This window comes from Ruegeria sp. HKCCD9138 (assembly GCF_057220975.1).
The window spans coordinates 144618-162620 of the sequence record NZ_JBWVAZ010000005.1 but is presented as its reverse complement, the minus strand read 5'-3'; the positions used below and the strand labels follow the sequence as shown (position 1 = coordinate 162620).

12 protein-coding genes and 1 tRNA gene are annotated in these 18003 nt (G+C 58.6%); 6 read left to right on the top strand and 7 right to left on the bottom strand.

The genetic code is table 11. The features are described 5' to 3' along the window. Position 1: 1 nt before the first annotated feature. A complete protein-coding gene (gene putA, locus AC2TEL_RS11020; protein WP_480903879.1) occupies positions 2-3403 on the bottom strand; it encodes a bifunctional proline dehydrogenase/L-glutamate gamma-semialdehyde dehydrogenase PutA in 3402 nt (1133 codons plus the stop codon). A 102-nt stretch (positions 3404-3505) separates the two neighbouring features. Between putA and AC2TEL_RS11015 the strand changes: the two genes are divergently transcribed. Both AC2TEL_RS11015 and AC2TEL_RS11010 read left to right on the top strand, forming a co-directional pair. Continuing rightward, positions 3506-3994: an Lrp/AsnC family transcriptional regulator gene (locus AC2TEL_RS11015; RefSeq protein WP_480844002.1), complete on the top strand. Its 489-nt coding sequence runs from the start codon at positions 3506-3508 to the stop codon at positions 3992-3994. Positions 3995-4024: 30 nt separating this feature from the next. Continuing rightward, positions 4025-4591: a tetratricopeptide repeat protein gene (locus AC2TEL_RS11010; RefSeq protein ID WP_480903876.1), complete on the top strand. Its 567-nt coding sequence runs from the start codon at positions 4025-4027 to the stop codon at positions 4589-4591. A gap of 59 nt (positions 4592-4650) precedes the next feature. Here AC2TEL_RS11010 and AC2TEL_RS11005 read toward each other — a convergent pair whose 3' ends face one another. Further along, a complete protein-coding gene (locus AC2TEL_RS11005) occupies positions 4651-6540 on the bottom strand; it encodes a PhoX family protein (protein WP_480903873.1) in 1890 nt (629 codons plus the stop codon). A 199-nt stretch (positions 6541-6739) separates the two neighbouring features. Further along, positions 6740-8383: a hypothetical protein gene (locus AC2TEL_RS11000; RefSeq protein WP_480903870.1), complete on the bottom strand. Its 1644-nt coding sequence runs from the start codon at positions 8381-8383 to the stop codon at positions 6740-6742. 197 nt (positions 8384-8580) lie between these two features. Here AC2TEL_RS11000 and AC2TEL_RS10995 point away from each other — a divergent pair. The 4 genes from AC2TEL_RS10995 to AC2TEL_RS10980 all read left to right on the top strand — a co-directional run bounded on the left by AC2TEL_RS10995 (position 8581) and on the right by AC2TEL_RS10980 (position 13587). After that, positions 8581-8654 (top strand) — tRNA-Gly (locus AC2TEL_RS10995). A 129-nt stretch (positions 8655-8783) separates the two neighbouring features. After that, on the top strand, positions 8784-10604 hold the full coding sequence (locus AC2TEL_RS10990; protein WP_480843824.1) for an ABC transporter transmembrane domain-containing protein: 1821 nt from the start codon (positions 8784-8786) through the stop codon (positions 10602-10604). A gap of 157 nt (positions 10605-10761) precedes the next feature. Continuing rightward, positions 10762-12651, top strand: a complete 1890-nt coding sequence (locus AC2TEL_RS10985) for an acyl-CoA synthetase (RefSeq protein WP_480903868.1) — start codon at positions 10762-10764, stop codon at positions 12649-12651. Positions 12652-12663: 12 nt separating this feature from the next. Further along, positions 12664-13587: an alpha/beta hydrolase gene (locus AC2TEL_RS10980; RefSeq protein ID WP_480903866.1), complete on the top strand. Its 924-nt coding sequence runs from the start codon at positions 12664-12666 to the stop codon at positions 13585-13587. A gap of 9 nt (positions 13588-13596) precedes the next feature. Here the strand turns inward: AC2TEL_RS10980 and AC2TEL_RS10975 are convergent, their stop codons facing one another. From AC2TEL_RS10975 to AC2TEL_RS10960, 4 genes are all read right to left on the bottom strand, one after another. Further along, positions 13597-14433 carry an alkaline phosphatase family protein gene (locus tag AC2TEL_RS10975; RefSeq protein ID WP_480903863.1) on the bottom strand — a complete coding sequence of 279 codons (837 nt, stop codon included), beginning with the start codon at positions 14431-14433 and terminating at the stop codon, positions 13597-13599. 162 nt (positions 14434-14595) lie between these two features. Beyond that, positions 14596-16233 (bottom strand): ABC transporter ATP-binding protein, encoded by a 1638-nt coding sequence (locus AC2TEL_RS10970; protein ID WP_480903860.1) that lies wholly within the window; start codon positions 16231-16233, stop codon positions 14596-14598. Next, positions 16230-17045 carry an ABC transporter permease gene (locus tag AC2TEL_RS10965; RefSeq protein ID WP_480843819.1) on the bottom strand — a complete coding sequence of 272 codons (816 nt, stop codon included), beginning with the start codon at positions 17043-17045 and terminating at the stop codon, positions 16230-16232. The genes AC2TEL_RS10970 and AC2TEL_RS10965 overlap by 4 nt, the downstream gene beginning before the upstream one ends. Then, on the bottom strand, positions 17042-17998 hold the full coding sequence (locus tag AC2TEL_RS10960; protein ID WP_480843818.1) for an ABC transporter permease: 957 nt from the start codon (positions 17996-17998) through the stop codon (positions 17042-17044). The genes AC2TEL_RS10965 and AC2TEL_RS10960 overlap by 4 nt, the downstream gene beginning before the upstream one ends. Between the last annotated feature and the right edge of the window lie 5 nt (positions 17999-18003).

The following is an 18003-nucleotide window of genomic DNA, read 5'->3' as shown; positions in this document are numbered from 1 at the left end:
GTTATGCCGCACCACCCAAAAGGGCCGCGTTGCCACCTGCCGCCGTGGTGTCAACGCAGACGTGACGCTCTCCCAAAACACGTGCACGGTCCGGCTTGCCGGGGATCAGTGGGAGAATTGGGCCATCTCGGCGGGCCAGATGCCGTTCGATCTCGCGGGCCGTGCCTTCGTCACCCCACCACAGCACACCTGCGATATCAGTCAGGTTTTCCAGCCGATGCAGGTCCACGGCGCCGGTTGCGCAGATTGCGGTTCCGCCCAGGGCATTGACAGCGTCCGCCTGCGCTTTTGCGGCGTCCGCTCCGGGGCCCATGCACAAAAGCGGAGGCCGGGGAAACTCACTCAGACGATTTGAATCACCGGTCGGTCCGGGCAGAGTTTGAGTCCGGACCGCGACGGCCTGGCCTTTAGCCACGGGAAGCGACGGCATCGTGTCGGTCCATTCAGCCGAGGTCGTCTGCCGATCGGGTGCGCAGAACCGGGCCATGTAGTTCGGCCCGCCTGCCTTGGGTCCCGTACCCGACAGCCCCTCGCCCCCGAACGGTTGCGAACCAACGATTGCCCCAATCTGATTGCGATTGACGTAGATGTTGCCCGCATGGATCGCTTCGGTCACGTGTTGAACCCGATCGTCGATCCGAGTGTGCAGGCCAAAGGTCAACCCATAACCGGTGGCATTGATATCGGCGATGACATGGTCGATATCCTGCGCCCTGAACCGAGCGACATGCAGGACCGGGCCGAACACTTCACGCTCCAGCGCAGCGATTCCGGGAATTTCGATTAGCGTTGGCGCAACAAATGTTCCTTCAGGCGGCAAGGACAGTTCCTTGAGCACCCGACCATCGGCGCGTGCCCGGGCAACGTGTTCCGCAATGCCCTGGCGTGCCTGCTCATCGATGACCGGCCCGCAATCGGTTGAGATCAGCCAAGGGTCGCCAATCTGAAACGCATCCATTGCACCTTTCAGCATCGTCAGAAGATCGTCTGCGATGTCTTCCTGCACGTACAAGCAGCGCAAAGCCGAACACCGCTGGCCAGCGGATTGAAACGCGCTTTCCATGATGGACTGAACAGCTTGTTCCGGCAGCGCGGTGCTGTCCACGATCATCGCATTCAAACCACCCGTTTCCGCAATCAACGGGGTGCCGGGACGAAGGTTTTCGGCCATTGCTGCGCGGATTTTCAATGCAGTCGCGGTCGATCCGGTAAACGCCACTCCGTTAACGCGGGAATCCGAGGTCAGCGCTGCGCCCACCATCGGGCCTCCGGGCAACAGTTGCAGGGCGTCTCGTGGCACACCGGCTTGGTGAAGCAGCTGCACTGCCCGATGTGCGATCAGCGGGGTTTGCGGCGCTGGTTTGGCCAGCACGGCGTTTCCGGTCGCCAAGGCCGCCGATATCTGACCGGTGAAGATCGCCAGCGGAAAATTCCATGGGCTGATGCAGGTAAACACGCCAGCAGGTTTTGCGCCGGGAATATTGGCGGCGTAGTAGCGCAGGAAATCGACGGCCTCGCGCAGTTCGGCAACCGCGTCGGGCAGGGATTTTCCGGCCTCCCGCGCCAAAAGAGCGAAAAGTTCGCCGAAATGTGCCTCGTAGAGATCGGCCGCAGCGTTCAGAATACGCGCTCGATCGGGGGCCGAGGCGTGCCATGGGTTTGCCGTCGCCAAGGCCAGCTCGACATCTTCCTCGCTGGCCGCTGCGACAGAGCCGGGATGGTCCTGGGGTTGCGCGGGATTGATCACAGGTTGGTCTTTTTCCGGCTTGGCGGTTTCCGACAGAAGCGGTTGCGCGTACCAGTGATGCGCCCTGAACTGATCCCGAGCAGCCTCGATGCTATCAAGCGTTGGCGTGTGATGCAGATCGAAGCCTTTGGAATTCGGCCGCTCGGGTTTGAATAGTTCGGGGCCGGTCGGCAGCGGCGTCGCCGGCTTTTGCACCATGTCGAACGGGTCCGCCGCGACGACCTCGGGCGGGACGTCCTCGTCGACGATCTGGTTGACAAAAGACGAGTTTGCACCGTTTTCCAGCAAGCGACGGACCAGATAGGCCAGCAAGTCACGATGCGCACCGACGGGCGCATAGATACGACAGCGGGCGTTCTGCTTGTCCTTGACGATTTGATGCAGGGTTTCGCCCATCCCATGCAGGCGCTGGAACTCGAACGGCTGATCATCAGCCATATGCAGGATTGCGCTGACGGTATGAGCGTTGTGTGTGGCGAATTGTGGATAGATACGATCCGTCATCGCCAGCAATTTGCGGGCATTTGCGATGTATGACACATCCGTTGCGGCCTTTTGGGTGAAGACCGGGAAACCGTCGACCCCCTCGACCTGAGCGCGCTTGATCTCGGTATCCCAATAAGCGCCTTTGACCAGCCGAACCATGAGTTTGCGGTCATGTCGCTGGGCCATGTCATACAGCGTGTCCAACACCAGCCCGGCCCGTGGGCCATAGGCCTGAACCACGATGCCGAATCCGTCCCATCCGGCCAGCGCAGGTTCTGCCATCACGGCCTCGATGACCTGCAGGGACAGCGACAGACGGTCGGCTTCCTCAGCATCCACGTTCAACCCCATGCCAGCGGATTTTGCCAGCAGGGCCAAGGCACGCAGACGCGGGACCAGTTCATCCATCACGCGCCCTTCCTGCGCCAGTTCATAGCGCGGGTGCAGTGCGGACAGTTTGACCGATATCCCCGGGTTCGCGCGGATATCATCATGCGTGCAAGCTTCGGCAATAGCGGTAATGGCGCGCGAATAGGACAGGTGATATCGCGCGGCGTCAGCCTCGGTGCGGGCCGCTTCGCCGAGCATGTCATAGGAATAGGTGTAGCCCTTGGCCTCCATGCCTTTGGCCCGAGACATCGCCGATTGGATGGTTTCGCCCAGCACGAACTGGCGGCCCATCTCTTTCATGGCGCGTCCCACTGCTGTGCGGATCACCGGCTCACCCAGCCTTTTGATCGCCCCGCGCAGCGCCCCCACGGGCGAGGATTTGTCTTCGTCCAGAACGCGCCCGGTCAACATCAGTGCCCATGTCGAGGCATTGACCAGAGAGGAGGAAGACTGACCCAAATGCTTGCCCCAGTCCGAAGGGGCGATCTTGTCCTCGATCAGCGCGTCTATGGTGTCAGCGTCCGGCACGCGCAGCAGCGCTTCGGCCAGACACATCAGGGCCACGCCTTCATCAGTGGACAGACCATATTCGGCCAGAAACACCTCCATCAGGCCCGGTGAGGTGCTGGACCGGATGTCGCGCACCAACTGGGCCGCCGCATCGCAGATGGACTGGCGGTCATCGGTTGCCAATGAGGCTTGGGCAACCAGTTCTTCCAGTGCAACAGATTGATCGGCGTAGGTCTGATTGTCGATTAAGGTGCGCAAGGTATGAGTCATGTATCCTCCGGGCTTTTGGGGAGTATACATGTGATTTTTCAGGACAATCGTTCGTTTTTCAGTATTCTGCAGATCAATGTGCTGAAATTAACGGTGTTTGAGATGCAAAAGGACTTTCCCGGACTGGATCGGTTTGACCAGGCCTTGTTGACGATTCTGGCCGAGGATGGCCGGATTTCCGTGGCGGATCTGGCCCGGCGGATCGGTTTGTCGAAATCGCCAACTCAGGCGCGGCTGAAACGGCTCGAGGCCGAAGGGGTCATTACCGGCTATCGCGCAATGCTGGATCCGATCCGTCTGGGGCTGGATCACGTTGCTTTTGTCGAAGTTCGGTTGTCCGACACGCGCGAAAAGGCGCTGGGTGAGTTCAACGCCGCCGTACGTCGCATCGCCGAGATCGAACAGGCGCACATGATCGCGTCCAATTTTGACTATCTCTTGAAGGTGCGCACCGGTTCGATGTCGGAATACCGCGCTGTTCTGGCTGAGAAAATCTCTTCACTGCCGCATGTGGCAAACACCTCGACCTTTGTTGCCATGGAGGCGGTCAAAGAGACGGGAGTGTCAGGCAGTATCGAGGGCATGGGTTGACCAAATCCGCCTTTGGGCCACCATAGGAATATGAAACTCTGCGCTGCGTCCATAGTCCTGTTCCTGGCAACCTCGGTTACTGCATATTCCGAAGAATGCCCGATGCCGCCGGATCATACGGAAGGCGTCGATGCGCTCATCGCGCAGATTCAAAACGCCGAGAATGAACGTGCGGCCCGGGAATTGTCAAACCAGCTTTGGGAGCTTTGGACGGACGCACCGGATGAAAGCGCTCAGGCCGTATTGGATCGAGGCATGACACGGCGAAATGCCTGGGACCTGTTGGGTGCGATCGAAGATTTTGACAGGCTCATCGCCTATTGCCCGTCATATGCCGAAGGGTACAACCAACGCGCCTTTGCGAATTACCTTAGGCAGAATTTTCAAGCTGCACTGATCGATCTGGACAAGGCAATAGAACTGTCGCCCAACCATGTCGCAGCCATAAGTGGTCGAGCACTTACACTTTTGGGGCTGCAACGGATAGACGAGGCAAGAGAGGCGTTGTCGCAGGCGTTGGAACTGAATCCCTGGCTGTCCGAACGTCATTTGATGGCGCCGGGCGGACCACTGGAGCCGCCCGGCGAAGACATTTGAACCCTGAAAAGGAGTGCCCCAGAGACTTGGGCACCGGGGCATTCAATTATTAAACCTGTTTAGCCGACCAGACCGTTATCTGCTCGTTTGATCGCAATCACGGACGACCGTGGCGTGCCGCCATCTGGCCAGTTGCTGCTGGGATGCTGGATGCCGACAAACATGGTGCGCAAGTCGGTGGACCAGGCAAGACCGGTGACTTCGCAGCCGTTTGGTCCAGTCATGAAACGCGCGATCTCACCGGTGATCGGGTCGCCAACCAGCATCTGGTTGTTGCCGTTACCAGCGAAGTCTTCCTCGTTGTCGTCGTTGCCGTCCGTCTGAATCCAGACCAGACCAGTCGAGTCGATGGCCATGCCGTCAGGTGAGTTGAACAGATTGCCTTCGTTCACATTCGGAGAACCGGCGCGGTCGTCCGAGTGCACGGTCGGGTTTCCAGCCATGACATACAGATCCCAATCGAAGGCTTCGGCGGCATGATCTTCATCCGCCGGACGCCAGCGCACGATCTGACCGTACTTGTTCTCGTTGCGCGGGTTCGGGCCATTGGCCGAGGTATCGTCACCACCGGCATTCGGCTTGACGCCACGGTTCTTGTTGTTGGTCAGGCAGCAATAGGCCTCGACCGCAACAGGGCTGGAGGCCACCCATTCCGGACGGTCCATGGTGGTGCCGCCCACGGCCGAAGCCGCCATGCGCGTGAATATCAGGATCTCGGCCGCGTCCATACCCGTGGAGTCCGGCGTCAAGGGTAGCCATTGACCGGTCAGATCGTCGTTGAACTTGGCGACAAACAGCGTGCCGTCGTTCAGAAGGCTCTCGGTCTCGGCGCCTGGCTGATAGGTGCCATTTGAAACGAACTTGTACAGGTACTCGCCGCGTTCATCGTCACCCATATAAACGACGACACGACCATCCTTGGCCAGAGTTACCTCGGCGTTCTCGTGCTTGAAACGGCCCAGGCCTGTGTGCTTGACCGGAGTGCTGTCCGGCTTGGTCGGATCAATCTCAACGATCCAGCCAGCGCGGTGAGGCTCGTTCGGGTTCTTTGACGTGTCAAAGCGCGAGTCGAACAGCTCGTAGTGGTTCCAGCTTTCGGCCTTGATGCCATACCGCTTCATGCCGTCCGCGACCTTCTGATCATAGCTGGCATTCTCGTTCGAGGAACCGAAGTAACCATTGAAGTTTTCTTCACACGTCAGATAGGTGCCCCACGGTGTCTTTCCGGAACCGCAGTTGTTCAGGGTGCCCAGTGAAGCCGTGCCGGTCGGGTCGGCCTCGGTTTTCAGCAGGTCGTGACCAGCTGCCGGGCCAACGATCTTCATAGGGGTGTTGTGGTGGATACGGCGGTTGAAGGGGCTGTCCTTGACGACCGACCAGCCGTCGGGGCCTTCCTTGATCTCCATTACGGTGACGCCCTGTATGTTCTGGAACTTCAGAACTTCATCGGCGTTGGCCGGAACACCATCCTGCGCGGCAGGCAGGTTAATCTTGCGGTTGGGGTATTCGTGGTTGATTGCGATCAGCTCGTGGCCCTGGAACGAGAAGGTCTCCATTCCGTCGGTGTTTTCACCAAAAATCTTGTCCGAATTCTCGACCGGGCCGCCATCGGTGATGTCGTAGCCGTCCGCTTCCGAGAACAGCGGGTCACCCCAGCGCATCAGCATCTTCCACTCGTAACCTTCAGGCACATGTACGGTGCCATCGGTTTGCGCCGGAATCGGTGTGAAAGCAAAGCGCGAGGCTTCGACGGCCTGTGCCGAAGTCGAGCCCATCAGACCCGCGCCCATGGCAGCCGCGCCCGAGCCGAAGGCCAATACGCCGCCCAGGAAACCACGGCGGGAAATGGCGCTTTCGACCACACGGTCAAAGTCGTTTTCTTCAGGGCGGGGGAAGTGCAGCTCGTCCCAATCGTCGGCGGACAGGGTGGTAGGATCGACGTCTTTCATGGATGGCTCCTGGCTGTCTGAATTAAGATTCGTTCAGCGGGTGTAGAGCGTCCACATGACAGGAAAATAACATCCAAAGTAAAGTTTTATTCCGTTGATCGCGTGCGCAGAAAATCGCCGGTTGGGCAGGGCATCTGACTGTCCGCCGGCCGGAGTTACGATTGAGCCGTCCGTCTCGTGCAGGGTCAGCAAATCGAAATCAGGCTGCTTTTGCTTTGCTTCTGCAATAACAGGAAGCGTGGATTGAGACTGTCGCCCGTGCGGCCGCTTTGTCCAGTTGCAGCTTGATGTGGCGCGCTTCTTTCTCCTCTCCGCGTCGGACCAGACATTCGTGCAGACCGTGCAGGCTCCAGATATTTCCGGGGTGCTGGCAGGCGCGGGCGAGAGTGTTGTCCAGCCCCAGATCGGCCCGGTAGACCGCCTCGGCCTCCTCGAACCGCTGATCTTCCATCAGGAGGGCGCCAAGCGCATGTCGAGTAGGCTGCATCCAGCCCCAGGGCTCGTCGTAGACCAGACTATCGTCGAGCTCGACCGAACGCCGCAGATGTGCAAGCCCGCCTTCGCGGTCACCGGACTTGAAAGCAATCTCGCCATCCATCATGGCCTCGCCGATCATTAGCACATCCTCGGCGGTGTTGTTGAAGACCAGACGGCTTTCCGGCACCGCCTTGCGGGCCTGAACGGCCAGCGCTTGCGCCTGTTGCGCGTCGTTCAGGCGCCCCAGATTGGCCAGAGCCACGGCACGGGCCTGATGAATAGCGGCGGTGGTGTAACTATAGAGTTCGGCATCCTGCGGCATGGGTTCATCCAAAATCTCCTGCCACATGCCAAAGCGGACCATGACATGGATTTTCTTGCCGTAGAAGGATTCGAACAGGTCCGGGAAGTACCGGATCACGTTGTCGGGCAGCATGCGCATCAGTTCTTCCGAAGCGGCCAGGGCCTTTTCCGGCTGTCCAAGGAACATGGCACCATAGGCTTCAAAATGAACATTATGAACGCGATAGACGGTGTAAAAGTTCTCGCCACCCGCCATGGCCTCGTATTTCTTGTCCACCTGCGCGGCGCGGTGGTTGCGCCAGACGACGTTCTGATAGTCACCGCACAGCACATCGATATGCGTGGCCATGTGAACCAGGTGACCGCTATCTGGAACCAGATCGACCAACCGATCCCCGTGGCGCAGTGCCTTTTCAGGTGTCGGCGACATCTCCATCAGATGGATATACATGTGTAACAATCCCGGATGGTCCCAAGCGCCGGGCAGGGTGTCGAATGCCCGTTCCAAAACTTCTTGCGCCTCAACCGTTGAGGCACCCTCTGCGGGAGCGCCTTGTTTAAGATCCCAAAGCTGCCATGGCGTGCGATTCATCAAAGCCTCGGCAAAGAGACAGGCGACGTCCAGATCGTCGGGGTGATCCGCATAAACGTTGCGCATCGAATCGGAAAATGCGTCGTTCCACGGGCCGTAATCCTCGATTTCAGGGTCCGTCGGGAATCGGTTTGACAGCGCATCAATCAGCGCGGCTTCCAGAGGTGTAACGGCTTCGCGCAGCGCCATCGCATCCTGAATGGCCCGATGTGCTCGCTTCAGGGTTTCGGTCTTTTCGTCCGGTTCGAAGAACTCCCATGGTTTGTTGTAATTTGGACCGATTGCATGGGCCACGCCCCAATGTGCCAAGCCACATTGCGGGTCGCGTACGCCCGCCTGCTCGAAACTTGCCGCCGCAGCTTCGTGATTGTATCCGTATAGCCAGATAAGCCCCTGATTGAAGATCTCCTGTGCCACAGGTGACGACGTCGTGATTTGACGGCCATATGTACCCAGATCGAATTCGGTCATCTTTGAAATCCCCCGTGAGAAAACCGCCCGCGTTCCTCAATAGCCCCGGGCTTGCCGGAATTCGGCCAGTCTCAAAATAACACAAAATTCTGGGCCGCGCTTTTTGGGATCAGGCGAGAAGGATCGGAAAAGCGGGCCTGGGCGCGATTTCGCCGCTTGACGCCCGCAGGCGCATGGACTACTCAGCCCAGACCTGAGCGGGTATAGCTTAATGGTAAAGCCCCTGCCTTCCAAGCAGGCTATGTCGGTTCGATTCCGTCTACCCGCTCCAGTTCATCCCCACGGTTTCTGCGTCAAATGGCCCTTTTGGCACGCCAAATTGCGTTGTGCTGCTTGACCCCGGTTGCCACTGCCGCCAAGAAGCGTTCACTCAGGACCGTTCAGGAAACAAGGGCCCGACATGGCGAGAAAGACCGCTGCCAGTCCAGCAAACACACCTGCACCGGGAGCCAGCGAAGAAAGAGCGGGCTCAAAAAAGCTTGGGGTGCTGGCATCGCTCTGGCCCTTCATGAAGCCATACAAACTGCTGATGTTCGGCGCGACGCTTGCATTGATTCTAACTGCCAGCATGACCCTGACATTGCCACTGGCAGTGCGCCGCGTGGTCGACAACTTTCGCATTCAGGACGGCGAACTGCTGGACTGGTATTTTCTGGCAGCGCTTGGCATCGCTGCAATTCTGGCCGTCGGTACAGGTATTCGTTACGCGTTGGTGACCCGCTTGGGCGAACGTGTGGTGGCCGATATCCGCAAGGCGGTGTTCAACCGAGTAATCGGCATGAGCCCGGAATTCTACGAGCGTATCATGACCGGCGAGGTGCTGAGCCGGATCACCACGGATACAACACTGATCCAGTCGGTGCTGGGGTCTTCGGTTTCGATTGCATTGCGGAATATGCTGATGTTCGTCGGCGGGCTGGTCCTTATGCTGCTGACCTCGGCCAAGCTGACCGGACTTGTTCTGCTGCTGATCCCGGTTGTGATTGTGCCGATTCTGGTATTGGGCCGCCGTTTGCGCGTGATCAGCCGTGAAAATCAGGACTGGATCGCAGCCTCATCCGGGAATGCCGGTGAAGCGCTGGGCGCGGTGCAGACCGTGCAAGCCTTCACACATGAAAACGCCAGCCGAAAGCAGTTCGGCGAGGTGACCGAGACATCCTATGTGGTGTCGTTGCGGCGCATCCAGACCCGGGCCGTGCTGACGGTGATTGTAATCTTTTTGGTCTTTTCCGGCATCGTTGGTGTGCTGTGGATGGGGGCGAATGACGTACGCAACGGCGTCATGACCGAAGGTGTTCTCATCCAGTTCGTGATCTATTCGATCATCATGGCCGGGTCGGTAGCAGCCCTGTCCGAGATCTGGAGCGAGCTCCAGCGTGCCGCAGGCGCAACGGAACGGCTTATCGAACTATTAAACGCCGAGGATACCGTGACCGATCCAAAGCGGGCACAAGCGTTGCCGCAGCCCGTGCGCGGTGAGATCCAGTTCGACGAGGTTACATTCCGCTATCCTGCCCGCCCGGACGTTGTGGCGCTGGACCACCTCTCGCTCAAAGTCGAACCGGGTGAGACCATCGCATTCGTGGGGCCGTCAGGCGCCGGCAAGACGACTGTGATTCAGATGATCCAGCGTTTCTATGACCCGGATGCCGGACAGGTGAGCCTGGATGGCGTTGATCTGAAGAAACTGGACCGCTCGGATTTCCGACAGCATATGGCACTGGTGCCGCAGGACCCTGTGATCTTCGCAGCCTCGGCCCGCGAAAACATCCGCTTTGGGCGTCTGGACGCCAGCGATGCCGAGGTTGAGGCTGCAGCGCGAGCCGCCGCGGCGCATGACTTCATTATGGCACTGCCGGAAGGCTATGACAGTTTTGTGGGCGAGCGTGGCGTGATGCTGTCGGGTGGTCAAAAACAGCGCATCGCGATTGCACGCGCTATTCTGCGCGACGCGCCGGTTCTGCTGCTGGACGAGGCAACGTCGGCGCTGGACGCCGAAAGCGAGCGCGCTGTGCAGGGGGCCGTTGACAAGATGCGCGCCGGGCGCACGACGCTGATCGTGGCGCATAGATTGGCGACGGTGAAAAAGGCCGACCGCATCGTAGTGATGGAGAATGGGCGTATCGTCGCCCAGGGTACGCATGACGACCTGGTGTCTCAGGACGGTCTTTATGCCCGTCTGGCGCGCCTGCAATTTACTGACGGTGTTGCCGCGGAATAAAGTGACGCCCCGGCACATCGCATTGGGCCGTAGCGTCATTCTACATTTTCTCTGACCCGAAAGCTAAGCCCTTGCTTGCACGAGGTTGCTTTTGCTTCCATCTTGGGGGCGAGCAAAAGCCCGTGCAGGACATGGGAAAAATCAGGGGAGGAGCCACATGGCCTTTGTGGGATTGGAAGACAAGGCGCGTATCGAACAGGAGATGCCGTGGGAGGACCGGGACGTACCTGTGACTTTCCACCAACTGCTGTCGCGCACGGCGGGCAAGTTCCCGAACCACAATGCCATCAGTTTCCAGCTTTTGTCGGGGCCGACGGACAAAGCAGAGACGCTGACCTGGTCCCAGTTGCTGAGCAAGGTAAATCAGGCGGCGAACCTGTTCCGGTCTCTGGGGATTGGAGAAAAGGATGTTGTGGCCTACGTCCTGCCCAACTGCAACGAAACACTGGTTACAATGATGGGTGGTGCAGTGGCTGGTATCGTCAATCCGATCAATCCGTTGCTCGAGCCGGAACAGATCGCGGCCATCCTGCGCGAAACCAAGGCCAAAGTCGTTGTCACGCTGAAGTCCTTCCCGAAAACGGATGTGGCCCAAAAGGTCGAAGAGGCCGTGCGCCACGCGCCCAATGTCAACACGATCCTGGAAATCGACCTGAACCGATATCTGACGCCGCCCAAGTCATGGCTGGTGCCGCTGCTGCGCCCCAAGATGGGCGACAAGGAGCATCTGGCGCACGCAGATTACAAAAGTTTCAACAAGGAACTGGCCAAACAGCCTACGACGCTGACCTTCGATGACAGTATCGAAGACCGTGTGGCCTGCTATTTCCATACCGGCGGGACCACCGGGATGCCGAAAGTGGCGCAGCACAAATATTCCGGGCTGATCTATAACGGATGGCTGGGCAACACGCTGCTGTTTGATGAAAATGACGTCATCATGTGCCCGCTGCCCATGTTTCATGTCTTTGCGGTGCATGTGATTGTGATGGCTGCGGTGTCGTCCGGTGCGCACGTGATTTTCCCGACGCCTGCCGGCTATCGTGGAGACGGTGTGTTTGACAATTTCTGGAAGCTGATCGAACGCTGGAAAGTCTCCTTCATCATCACGGTACCGACGGCGATTTCCGCTAAGATGCAGCGCCCGGTGGATGCTGATATCTCGACCGTGAAAACCGCGTTTTCCGGCTCGGCTCCGTTGCCGGTTGAACTGTTTCGCAGGTTCGAGGAGGCCACCGGGGTCACAATCGTCGAAGGTTATGGCTTGACCGAAGCAACCTGTCTGGTCTCGTGCAACCCGGTGGATGGCGAAAAGAAAATCGGCTCGATTGGTATTCCGTTCCCGTACACGGATGTCAAAATTCTCAAAGACGGAGCCGACGGGCCGGTAGAGTGCGAAAAGGACGAAATCGGCGAAATCTGCATTTCGAACCCGGGCGTCTTCGCGGGCAACACTTATACCGAAGCGGACAAGAACGTGAATCTGTACCACTTCGACAAGTATCTGCGGACGGGCGACCTCGGGCGTTTTGACGAGGATGGCTACCTCTGGATCACAGGCCGTGCCAAGGATCTGATTATTCGCGGTGGTCACAATATCGACCCGGCCGAGATCGAAGAGGCGTTGCTTGGGCACGAGGCTGTCGCCTTTGCGGGCGCAATCGGCCAGCCCGATGCGCATTCGGGCGAGGTGCCTTGCGCCTTTGTCGAATTGGTCGAAGGAGCTTCGACCACAGAAAAAGAGCTGATGGAGTATTGCAAGGTCCACGTCCACGAACGGGCGGCACAACCCAAGCACATGACGATCCTTCCCGAACTGCCGAAGACCGCGGTCGGCAAGGTTTTCAAGCCCGAACTGCGCAAACAGGCAATCACACGCATCTACAACGGGGCGCTGGAGACGGCCGGAGTAACGGCCCGCGTCGTGTCCGTGATTGATGACAAGAAACGCGGACTTGTCGCGCAGCTTGACGCGAACGGTTCCTCCGAAGACGATGTCTCGAAGGTGTTGGGTGCATTTACCCGGCCTTGGGAGTGGTCTGAATAATCCGGAGGGACAATGGACTATGAACGTCTGATTGATGAGGAAACCTGGGCGTTCATAAGACGCACTGCCGAAAGCTATCCTGATGATGCGGTGGATCTGACGATCGTTGATCAGCGCCGGGTCTATGACAATATGTGCGAGGATTTCCGACAACCTCGCCCACGTGGCGTCGAAACAGAGGACAGGTCTGCCGACGGTGTACCTGTCCGCGTCTATTCTGCCGGGGATCCCACTCGTTCTGTCGTCTATTTCCATGGTGGCGGCTTTGTCGTCGGCGGGTTGAACAGTCACGACGATGTCTGCGCCGAGCTTTGTGCACAAACCGGGTATCGGGTGGTGGCCGTTGACTATCGCCTGTGTCCGGAACACCCGCACCCGGCGCAGTTCGACGACAGTTGGACCGCAACCAACTGGGTCGTTCAGCATTTCGAAGATCCCATCGTATTGGCTGGCGACAGCGCCGGGGGCAATCTGGCGGCCGCCGTCGCGCAACACTCCCGAGGCCGGTTGGATAATGTCCTGGGTCAGGTACTGATCTACCCAGGTCTTGGCGGGGACACATCACAGGGTTCTTACGTCGAGCATGCGCATGCCCCGTTACTGACGCTGGATGAAATTCTCTTTTACGAGAAGATTCGTTGCGGCGGTACCGTGCCGCAAAACGATCCCACATTCGCACCGCTTAAAGATTCCGGTTTCTCGGGCTTGCCGCCGACGGTGGTGTTTACGGCCGATTGCGATCCCCTGCGCGATGACGGGCCGGCCTATTGTGAGAAAATCACTGCGGCGGGAGGGCAGGCGCATTGGATTAACGAGCCGGGTTTGGTTCACGGCTACCTGCGGGCCCGCACTACAGTGAAACGGGCCGCCGATAGTTTCGAACGAATTTCTGTCGCAATCGAGGCGCTGGGGCAGTGTATCTGGTCCTACGACTGATGAGCTGAATCAGCGCAGGAACGGATCGGCCTTCATCGTACCAGCAATTGGTGCGCCCATAAGGGTCAGGATCGTGGGCGCCAGTTGCAGTTGGTCAATCACGGTATCTGCGTCCGGGCCTTGAGCGTCACCAAAATAGTATAGCGCGGTCTCCTGTTGCAGGGGGCCACGTCCGCCGTGGTGCCCGCGTTCATCCTGACCATGATCGGCGGTTACAATCACCTCGTACCCCAAATCCCGCCAGCGCGGAATAAACGGGGCCAGCATTTCATCCATGACGAAGCATGCATGGTCCATTTCCTCGCAATCGTGAAAAAAGCGGTGCCCCATACTGTCCAGCGTGCAGGTATGCAGAATACCGTAATCGAGCCCGAACCGCAGGCACAGATTGGTCAAAGTACCAAACAGGTCGACGTCGCTGGGCGTCATCTGGTTGTCCTTGCCGTAACCGGTCATGCTGTGAAACCGGCCATGGTTGATCGTCTTGTTTTCCGGCTCGTCATATTCGATGTCGCGCACATAGTCGAACGGGTGACGGTTGAAGAACTGTGACCAATAGCTGTGCGTGACGGCTCCGGTCACGCCACCGGCTTCGCGAACCTGGCTGAAGACGTCCTTGTGGCTCAGACGGAAGACGTTGCCGTTTCCCGTGCAACCATGTTCCTGCGGAGTGACACCGGTGTGGATCGACGCGTAGCAGCTGGCTGAGGTCGAGGGCAGAACGGCCCGTAGTTTCCAGACCTGCGCTTCACCGCTGTCGACCCAGCCTTCGAGATTGCCGAACAGGCGGCGAAAGTTGCGCCACGGGACACCGTCCAGAATGATGAGTAACAGCTTGCGGTCCATGTTTCGGCCCTTTTGACAGTATTTGCCTTTTGGCGATCCTAATGGATTCGCATTCTCTGGGTCGCCAGTTCGCGCCCCCAATAGCAAAATCCCGACGCTTGTCATTGCGACAAACGCCGGGGAGTTCAAAGTTTCATTGCGTTGTTACAATGAGGGGCGGGATCAGTTACCCGCGCTTTCCATTTTGCGATGCGCTACAACCTCTTCCAACCAGCCCAGATGCATTTCCGGAACCGAACTGAGTAGCAGGTCGGTATAGTCGTCAAACGGCGGGCTCAGAACCTGAGACTTGGAGCCATAGCGAACCACACGACCCTGATACATCACAGCTATCGAATCAGAGATCGCCTTGACCGTCGCCAGATCGTGGGTGATGAACAGATAGGCCACATCCTCGATCTTCTGCAAGTCCAGCAGCAGCTTGAGAATTCCGTCTGCGACCAGCGGATCGAGCGCCGAGGTAACCTCGTCACAGATGATCATCTTGGGCTTGGCTGCCAGCGACCGGGCGATACAGACGCGCTGCTTCTGGCCACCTGACAGTTCCGCCGGATAGCGATCGATGAACTTTTCGCCCAGTTCGATCTCGTCCAGCAGTTCGATGATCCGCTTGCGCTTTTCGGCGCCACGCATGTTGAAATAAAACTCCAACGGCCGCCCGATGATTGTTCCAACTGTCTGACGTGGGTTCATCGCAACGTCAGCCATCTGGTAGATCATCTGCAACTCGCGCAGGTCCTCGCGGGTACGTCCCGCCAGATCGGGTGAGAGCTTGCGACCTGCAAAATTGATCTCGCCATCGCGTGGCGGCAGCAGACCAGTGATTACCCGGGCAAGGGTGGATTTACCCGAGCCGGACTCACCAACAACCGCCAGCGTCTGCCCCGGATGAAGCTCGACATTGACGTTGTGCAGCACGTCGAAATTCAGACCCTTGTAGCGCGCGGTGATGCCATCGACCGTCAGCACCGGTTCAGGTGTGGGCTTTTTTTCTTCATGCTCGATCGAGCGCACCGAGACCAGGGCCTGGGTGTATTCTTCCTGCGGGTTGTTGATGATCTGGTCGGTGTGGCCGTATTCGACCGTGTTGCCCATCCGCAGAACCATTATGTCGTCGCTAACCTGCGCCACGACAGCAAGGTCGTGAGTGATGTAGAGCGCGGCAACGCCCGTATCGGCTATGGCTTCCTTGATCGCCATCAACACGTCGATCTGCGTGGTCACATCCAAAGCGGTGGTGGGCTCGTCGAACACCACCAGATCCGGTTCGGGACACAGTGCCAGCGCGGTCATGCAACGCTGCAACTGACCACCCGACACCTGGTGCGGATAGCGTTCACCGATGTTGTCCGGATCAGGCAGACCCAGTTTGGCGAACAGCTCCCGCGCACGCCCTTCGGCTTGCTTGCGCGAGAATTTCTTGTGCTCGACCGCAGCCTCGACAACCTGATCCATGATTTTCTTGGCCGGGTTGAACGACGCCGCCGCAGATTGCGAGACATAGGTCACCTCGCCACCGCGCAGGTTGCGAATATCACCCAAAGACGACTTCAGGATGTCGCGTCCGTTTACCCAAACCTCGCCACCGGTGATCTGCACGCCGCCACGACCATATGCCATTGAGGCCAGACCAATAGTGGATTTACCAGCCCCTGACTCTCCGATCAGGCCAAGCACTTTACCGCGCTCGAGGTCAAAACTGACCCCGTGCACGATTTCTATGTCATGGGGCTTCTCACCCGGCGGGTAGACAGTCGCGCCGATTTTGAGGTCGCGGACCTTGAGAAGGGTATCGCTCATCCCCGGCCTCCTTTCAGCGATGTGGTACGGTTCAGCACCCAGTCAGCCACAAGGTTGACCGAGATGGCCAGCGTCGCGATAGCTACGGCGGGGTACAGGGCCGCGCCGATGCCATAGACGATGCCGTCCTTGTTTTCCTTCACGATGCCACCCCAGTCCGCCAGCGGCGGCTGAACGCCAAGGCCGAGGAATGACAGGGTCGAGACAAACAGAACCATGAAGATGAAGCGCAGGCCCAGTTCTGCCACCAGTGGCGACAGAGCGTTGGGCAGGATTTCCCGGAAGATGATCCAGCTTTGGCCTTCACCGCGCAGCTTGGCGGCTTCGACATAGTCCATTACTGCGATATCCACCGCGACGGCGCGGGCCAGTCGATAGACCCGTGTCGCGTCGAGCAGACCCATGACGATGATCAGAACCGGGATGGTAACTGGCACCATGGCCAGAACAACCAGTGCGGTAATCAGCGATGGGATCGACATGACCAGATCCACGGTCCGCGACATGACCTGGTCTGCCCAGCCTCCCAATACGGCCGCCAGAAAGCCGAGGATCGAACCGGTTACAAAGCTGAGGATCGTCGCGGCGGTGGCGATGAAGATGGTCGTGCGCCCGCCATAGATCATCCGGCTCAGCAGGTCGCGTCCGATGTTATCCGTGCCCAGCCAGAATTGAGAACTGGATGGTTCCCAGACGTCACCGACGACCTCGGCCATTCCGTAAGGGGCTAGCAGAGGCGCGAAAACAGCGATGACGAAATACAGGGCTGTGAAGGCCAGCCCGATCATTGCAGAGATTGGGATATTCTTCATTTCGGATGCCTCAGCCTTGGGTTGGCCAGAATGGCAACGATGTCTGCAATCATGTTCAGTCCGATATAGATGGCGGCAAAGATGACGCCACAGGCCAGAACCACGGGAACGTCACGCTTGGTCACATGGTCCACAAGGTATTGCCCCATGCCGGGGTAGACGAACACCACCTCGACCACGACGACGCCGACCACCAGATAGGCAAGGTTCAGCATGACGACGTTGACGATCGGTGCGATCGCATTCGGGAAGGCGTGGCGGTAGATGACCTTGAAATTGCTGAGGCCCTTGAGTTCAGCCGTTTCGACATAGGCCGACTGCATCACGTTCAGGATCGCCGCACGGGTCATCCGCATCATGTGCGCAAGCACAACCATGGTCAGAACGATTACGGGCAGAGCGATTGCATTCAGCTTTTGCCCAAACGACATGCTGTCGTTGATCATGGCCAGGGGCGAGAACATGCCCAGCTTCACCGCGATGAAGTAGACCAGAACATAGCCGATCAGGAATTCGGGGATCGAGATCGTCGTGAGTGTGACCGCCGAAATCAACTTGTCAGGCCAGCGGTTGCGGTAGCGCACGGCCAGCAGACCAAGGAATATGGCCAATGGAACCGACACGATGGCGGCCCAGAAAGCCAGGAAAAGGGTATTGCCCAGACGGCTGCCAACCGATTCGGCAATGTCCAGTTTGTTGGTGAGGGATTGGCCCAGATCACCCTGAAAAATTCCGCCCAGCCATTCAAAGTAGCGCGTCAGAGCGGGACGATTGAGGCCCATTTCCTCGCGCAGGTTTGCCAGGGATTCGGGCGTTGCGGACTGGCCCAGGACGGCTTGCGCTGCGTCTCCGGGAAGGGCTTCGGTCAGGCCAAAAATCAGGGCCGAAGCGCCAAACAGAAGAAGGAGTCCCAGCGCAACGCGCTGGGAAACCAATTTGACAATGGGATGCATAAATC

Coding starts and splice junctions, on each gene's coding strand:
- AC2TEL_RS11010 (WP_480903876.1), top strand. CDS start 4,025: ATGAAACTCTGCGCTGCGTCCATAGTCCTGTTCCTGGCAACCTCGGTT.
- putA (WP_480903879.1), bottom strand. CDS start 3,403: ATGACTCATACCTTGCGCACCTTAATCGACAATCAGACCTACGCCGAT.
- AC2TEL_RS10960 (WP_480843818.1), bottom strand. CDS start 17,998: ATGCATCCCATTGTCAAATTGGTTTCCCAGCGCGTTGCGCTGGGACTC.
- AC2TEL_RS11000 (WP_480903870.1), bottom strand. CDS start 8,383: ATGACCGAATTCGATCTGGGTACATATGGCCGTCAAATCACGACGTCG.
- AC2TEL_RS10990 (WP_480843824.1), top strand. CDS start 8,784: ATGGCGAGAAAGACCGCTGCCAGTCCAGCAAACACACCTGCACCGGGA.
- AC2TEL_RS10980 (WP_480903866.1), top strand. CDS start 12,664: ATGGACTATGAACGTCTGATTGATGAGGAAACCTGGGCGTTCATAAGA.
- AC2TEL_RS10985 (WP_480903868.1), top strand. CDS start 10,762: ATGGCCTTTGTGGGATTGGAAGACAAGGCGCGTATCGAACAGGAGATG.
- AC2TEL_RS10965 (WP_480843819.1), bottom strand. CDS start 17,045: ATGAAGAATATCCCAATCTCTGCAATGATCGGGCTGGCCTTCACAGCC.
- AC2TEL_RS10970 (WP_480903860.1), bottom strand. CDS start 16,233: ATGAGCGATACCCTTCTCAAGGTCCGCGACCTCAAAATCGGCGCGACT.
- AC2TEL_RS11005 (WP_480903873.1), bottom strand. CDS start 6,540: ATGAAAGACGTCGATCCTACCACCCTGTCCGCCGACGATTGGGACGAG.
- AC2TEL_RS11015 (WP_480844002.1), top strand. CDS start 3,506: ATGCAAAAGGACTTTCCCGGACTGGATCGGTTTGACCAGGCCTTGTTG.
- AC2TEL_RS10975 (WP_480903863.1), bottom strand. CDS start 14,433: ATGGACCGCAAGCTGTTACTCATCATTCTGGACGGTGTCCCGTGGCGC.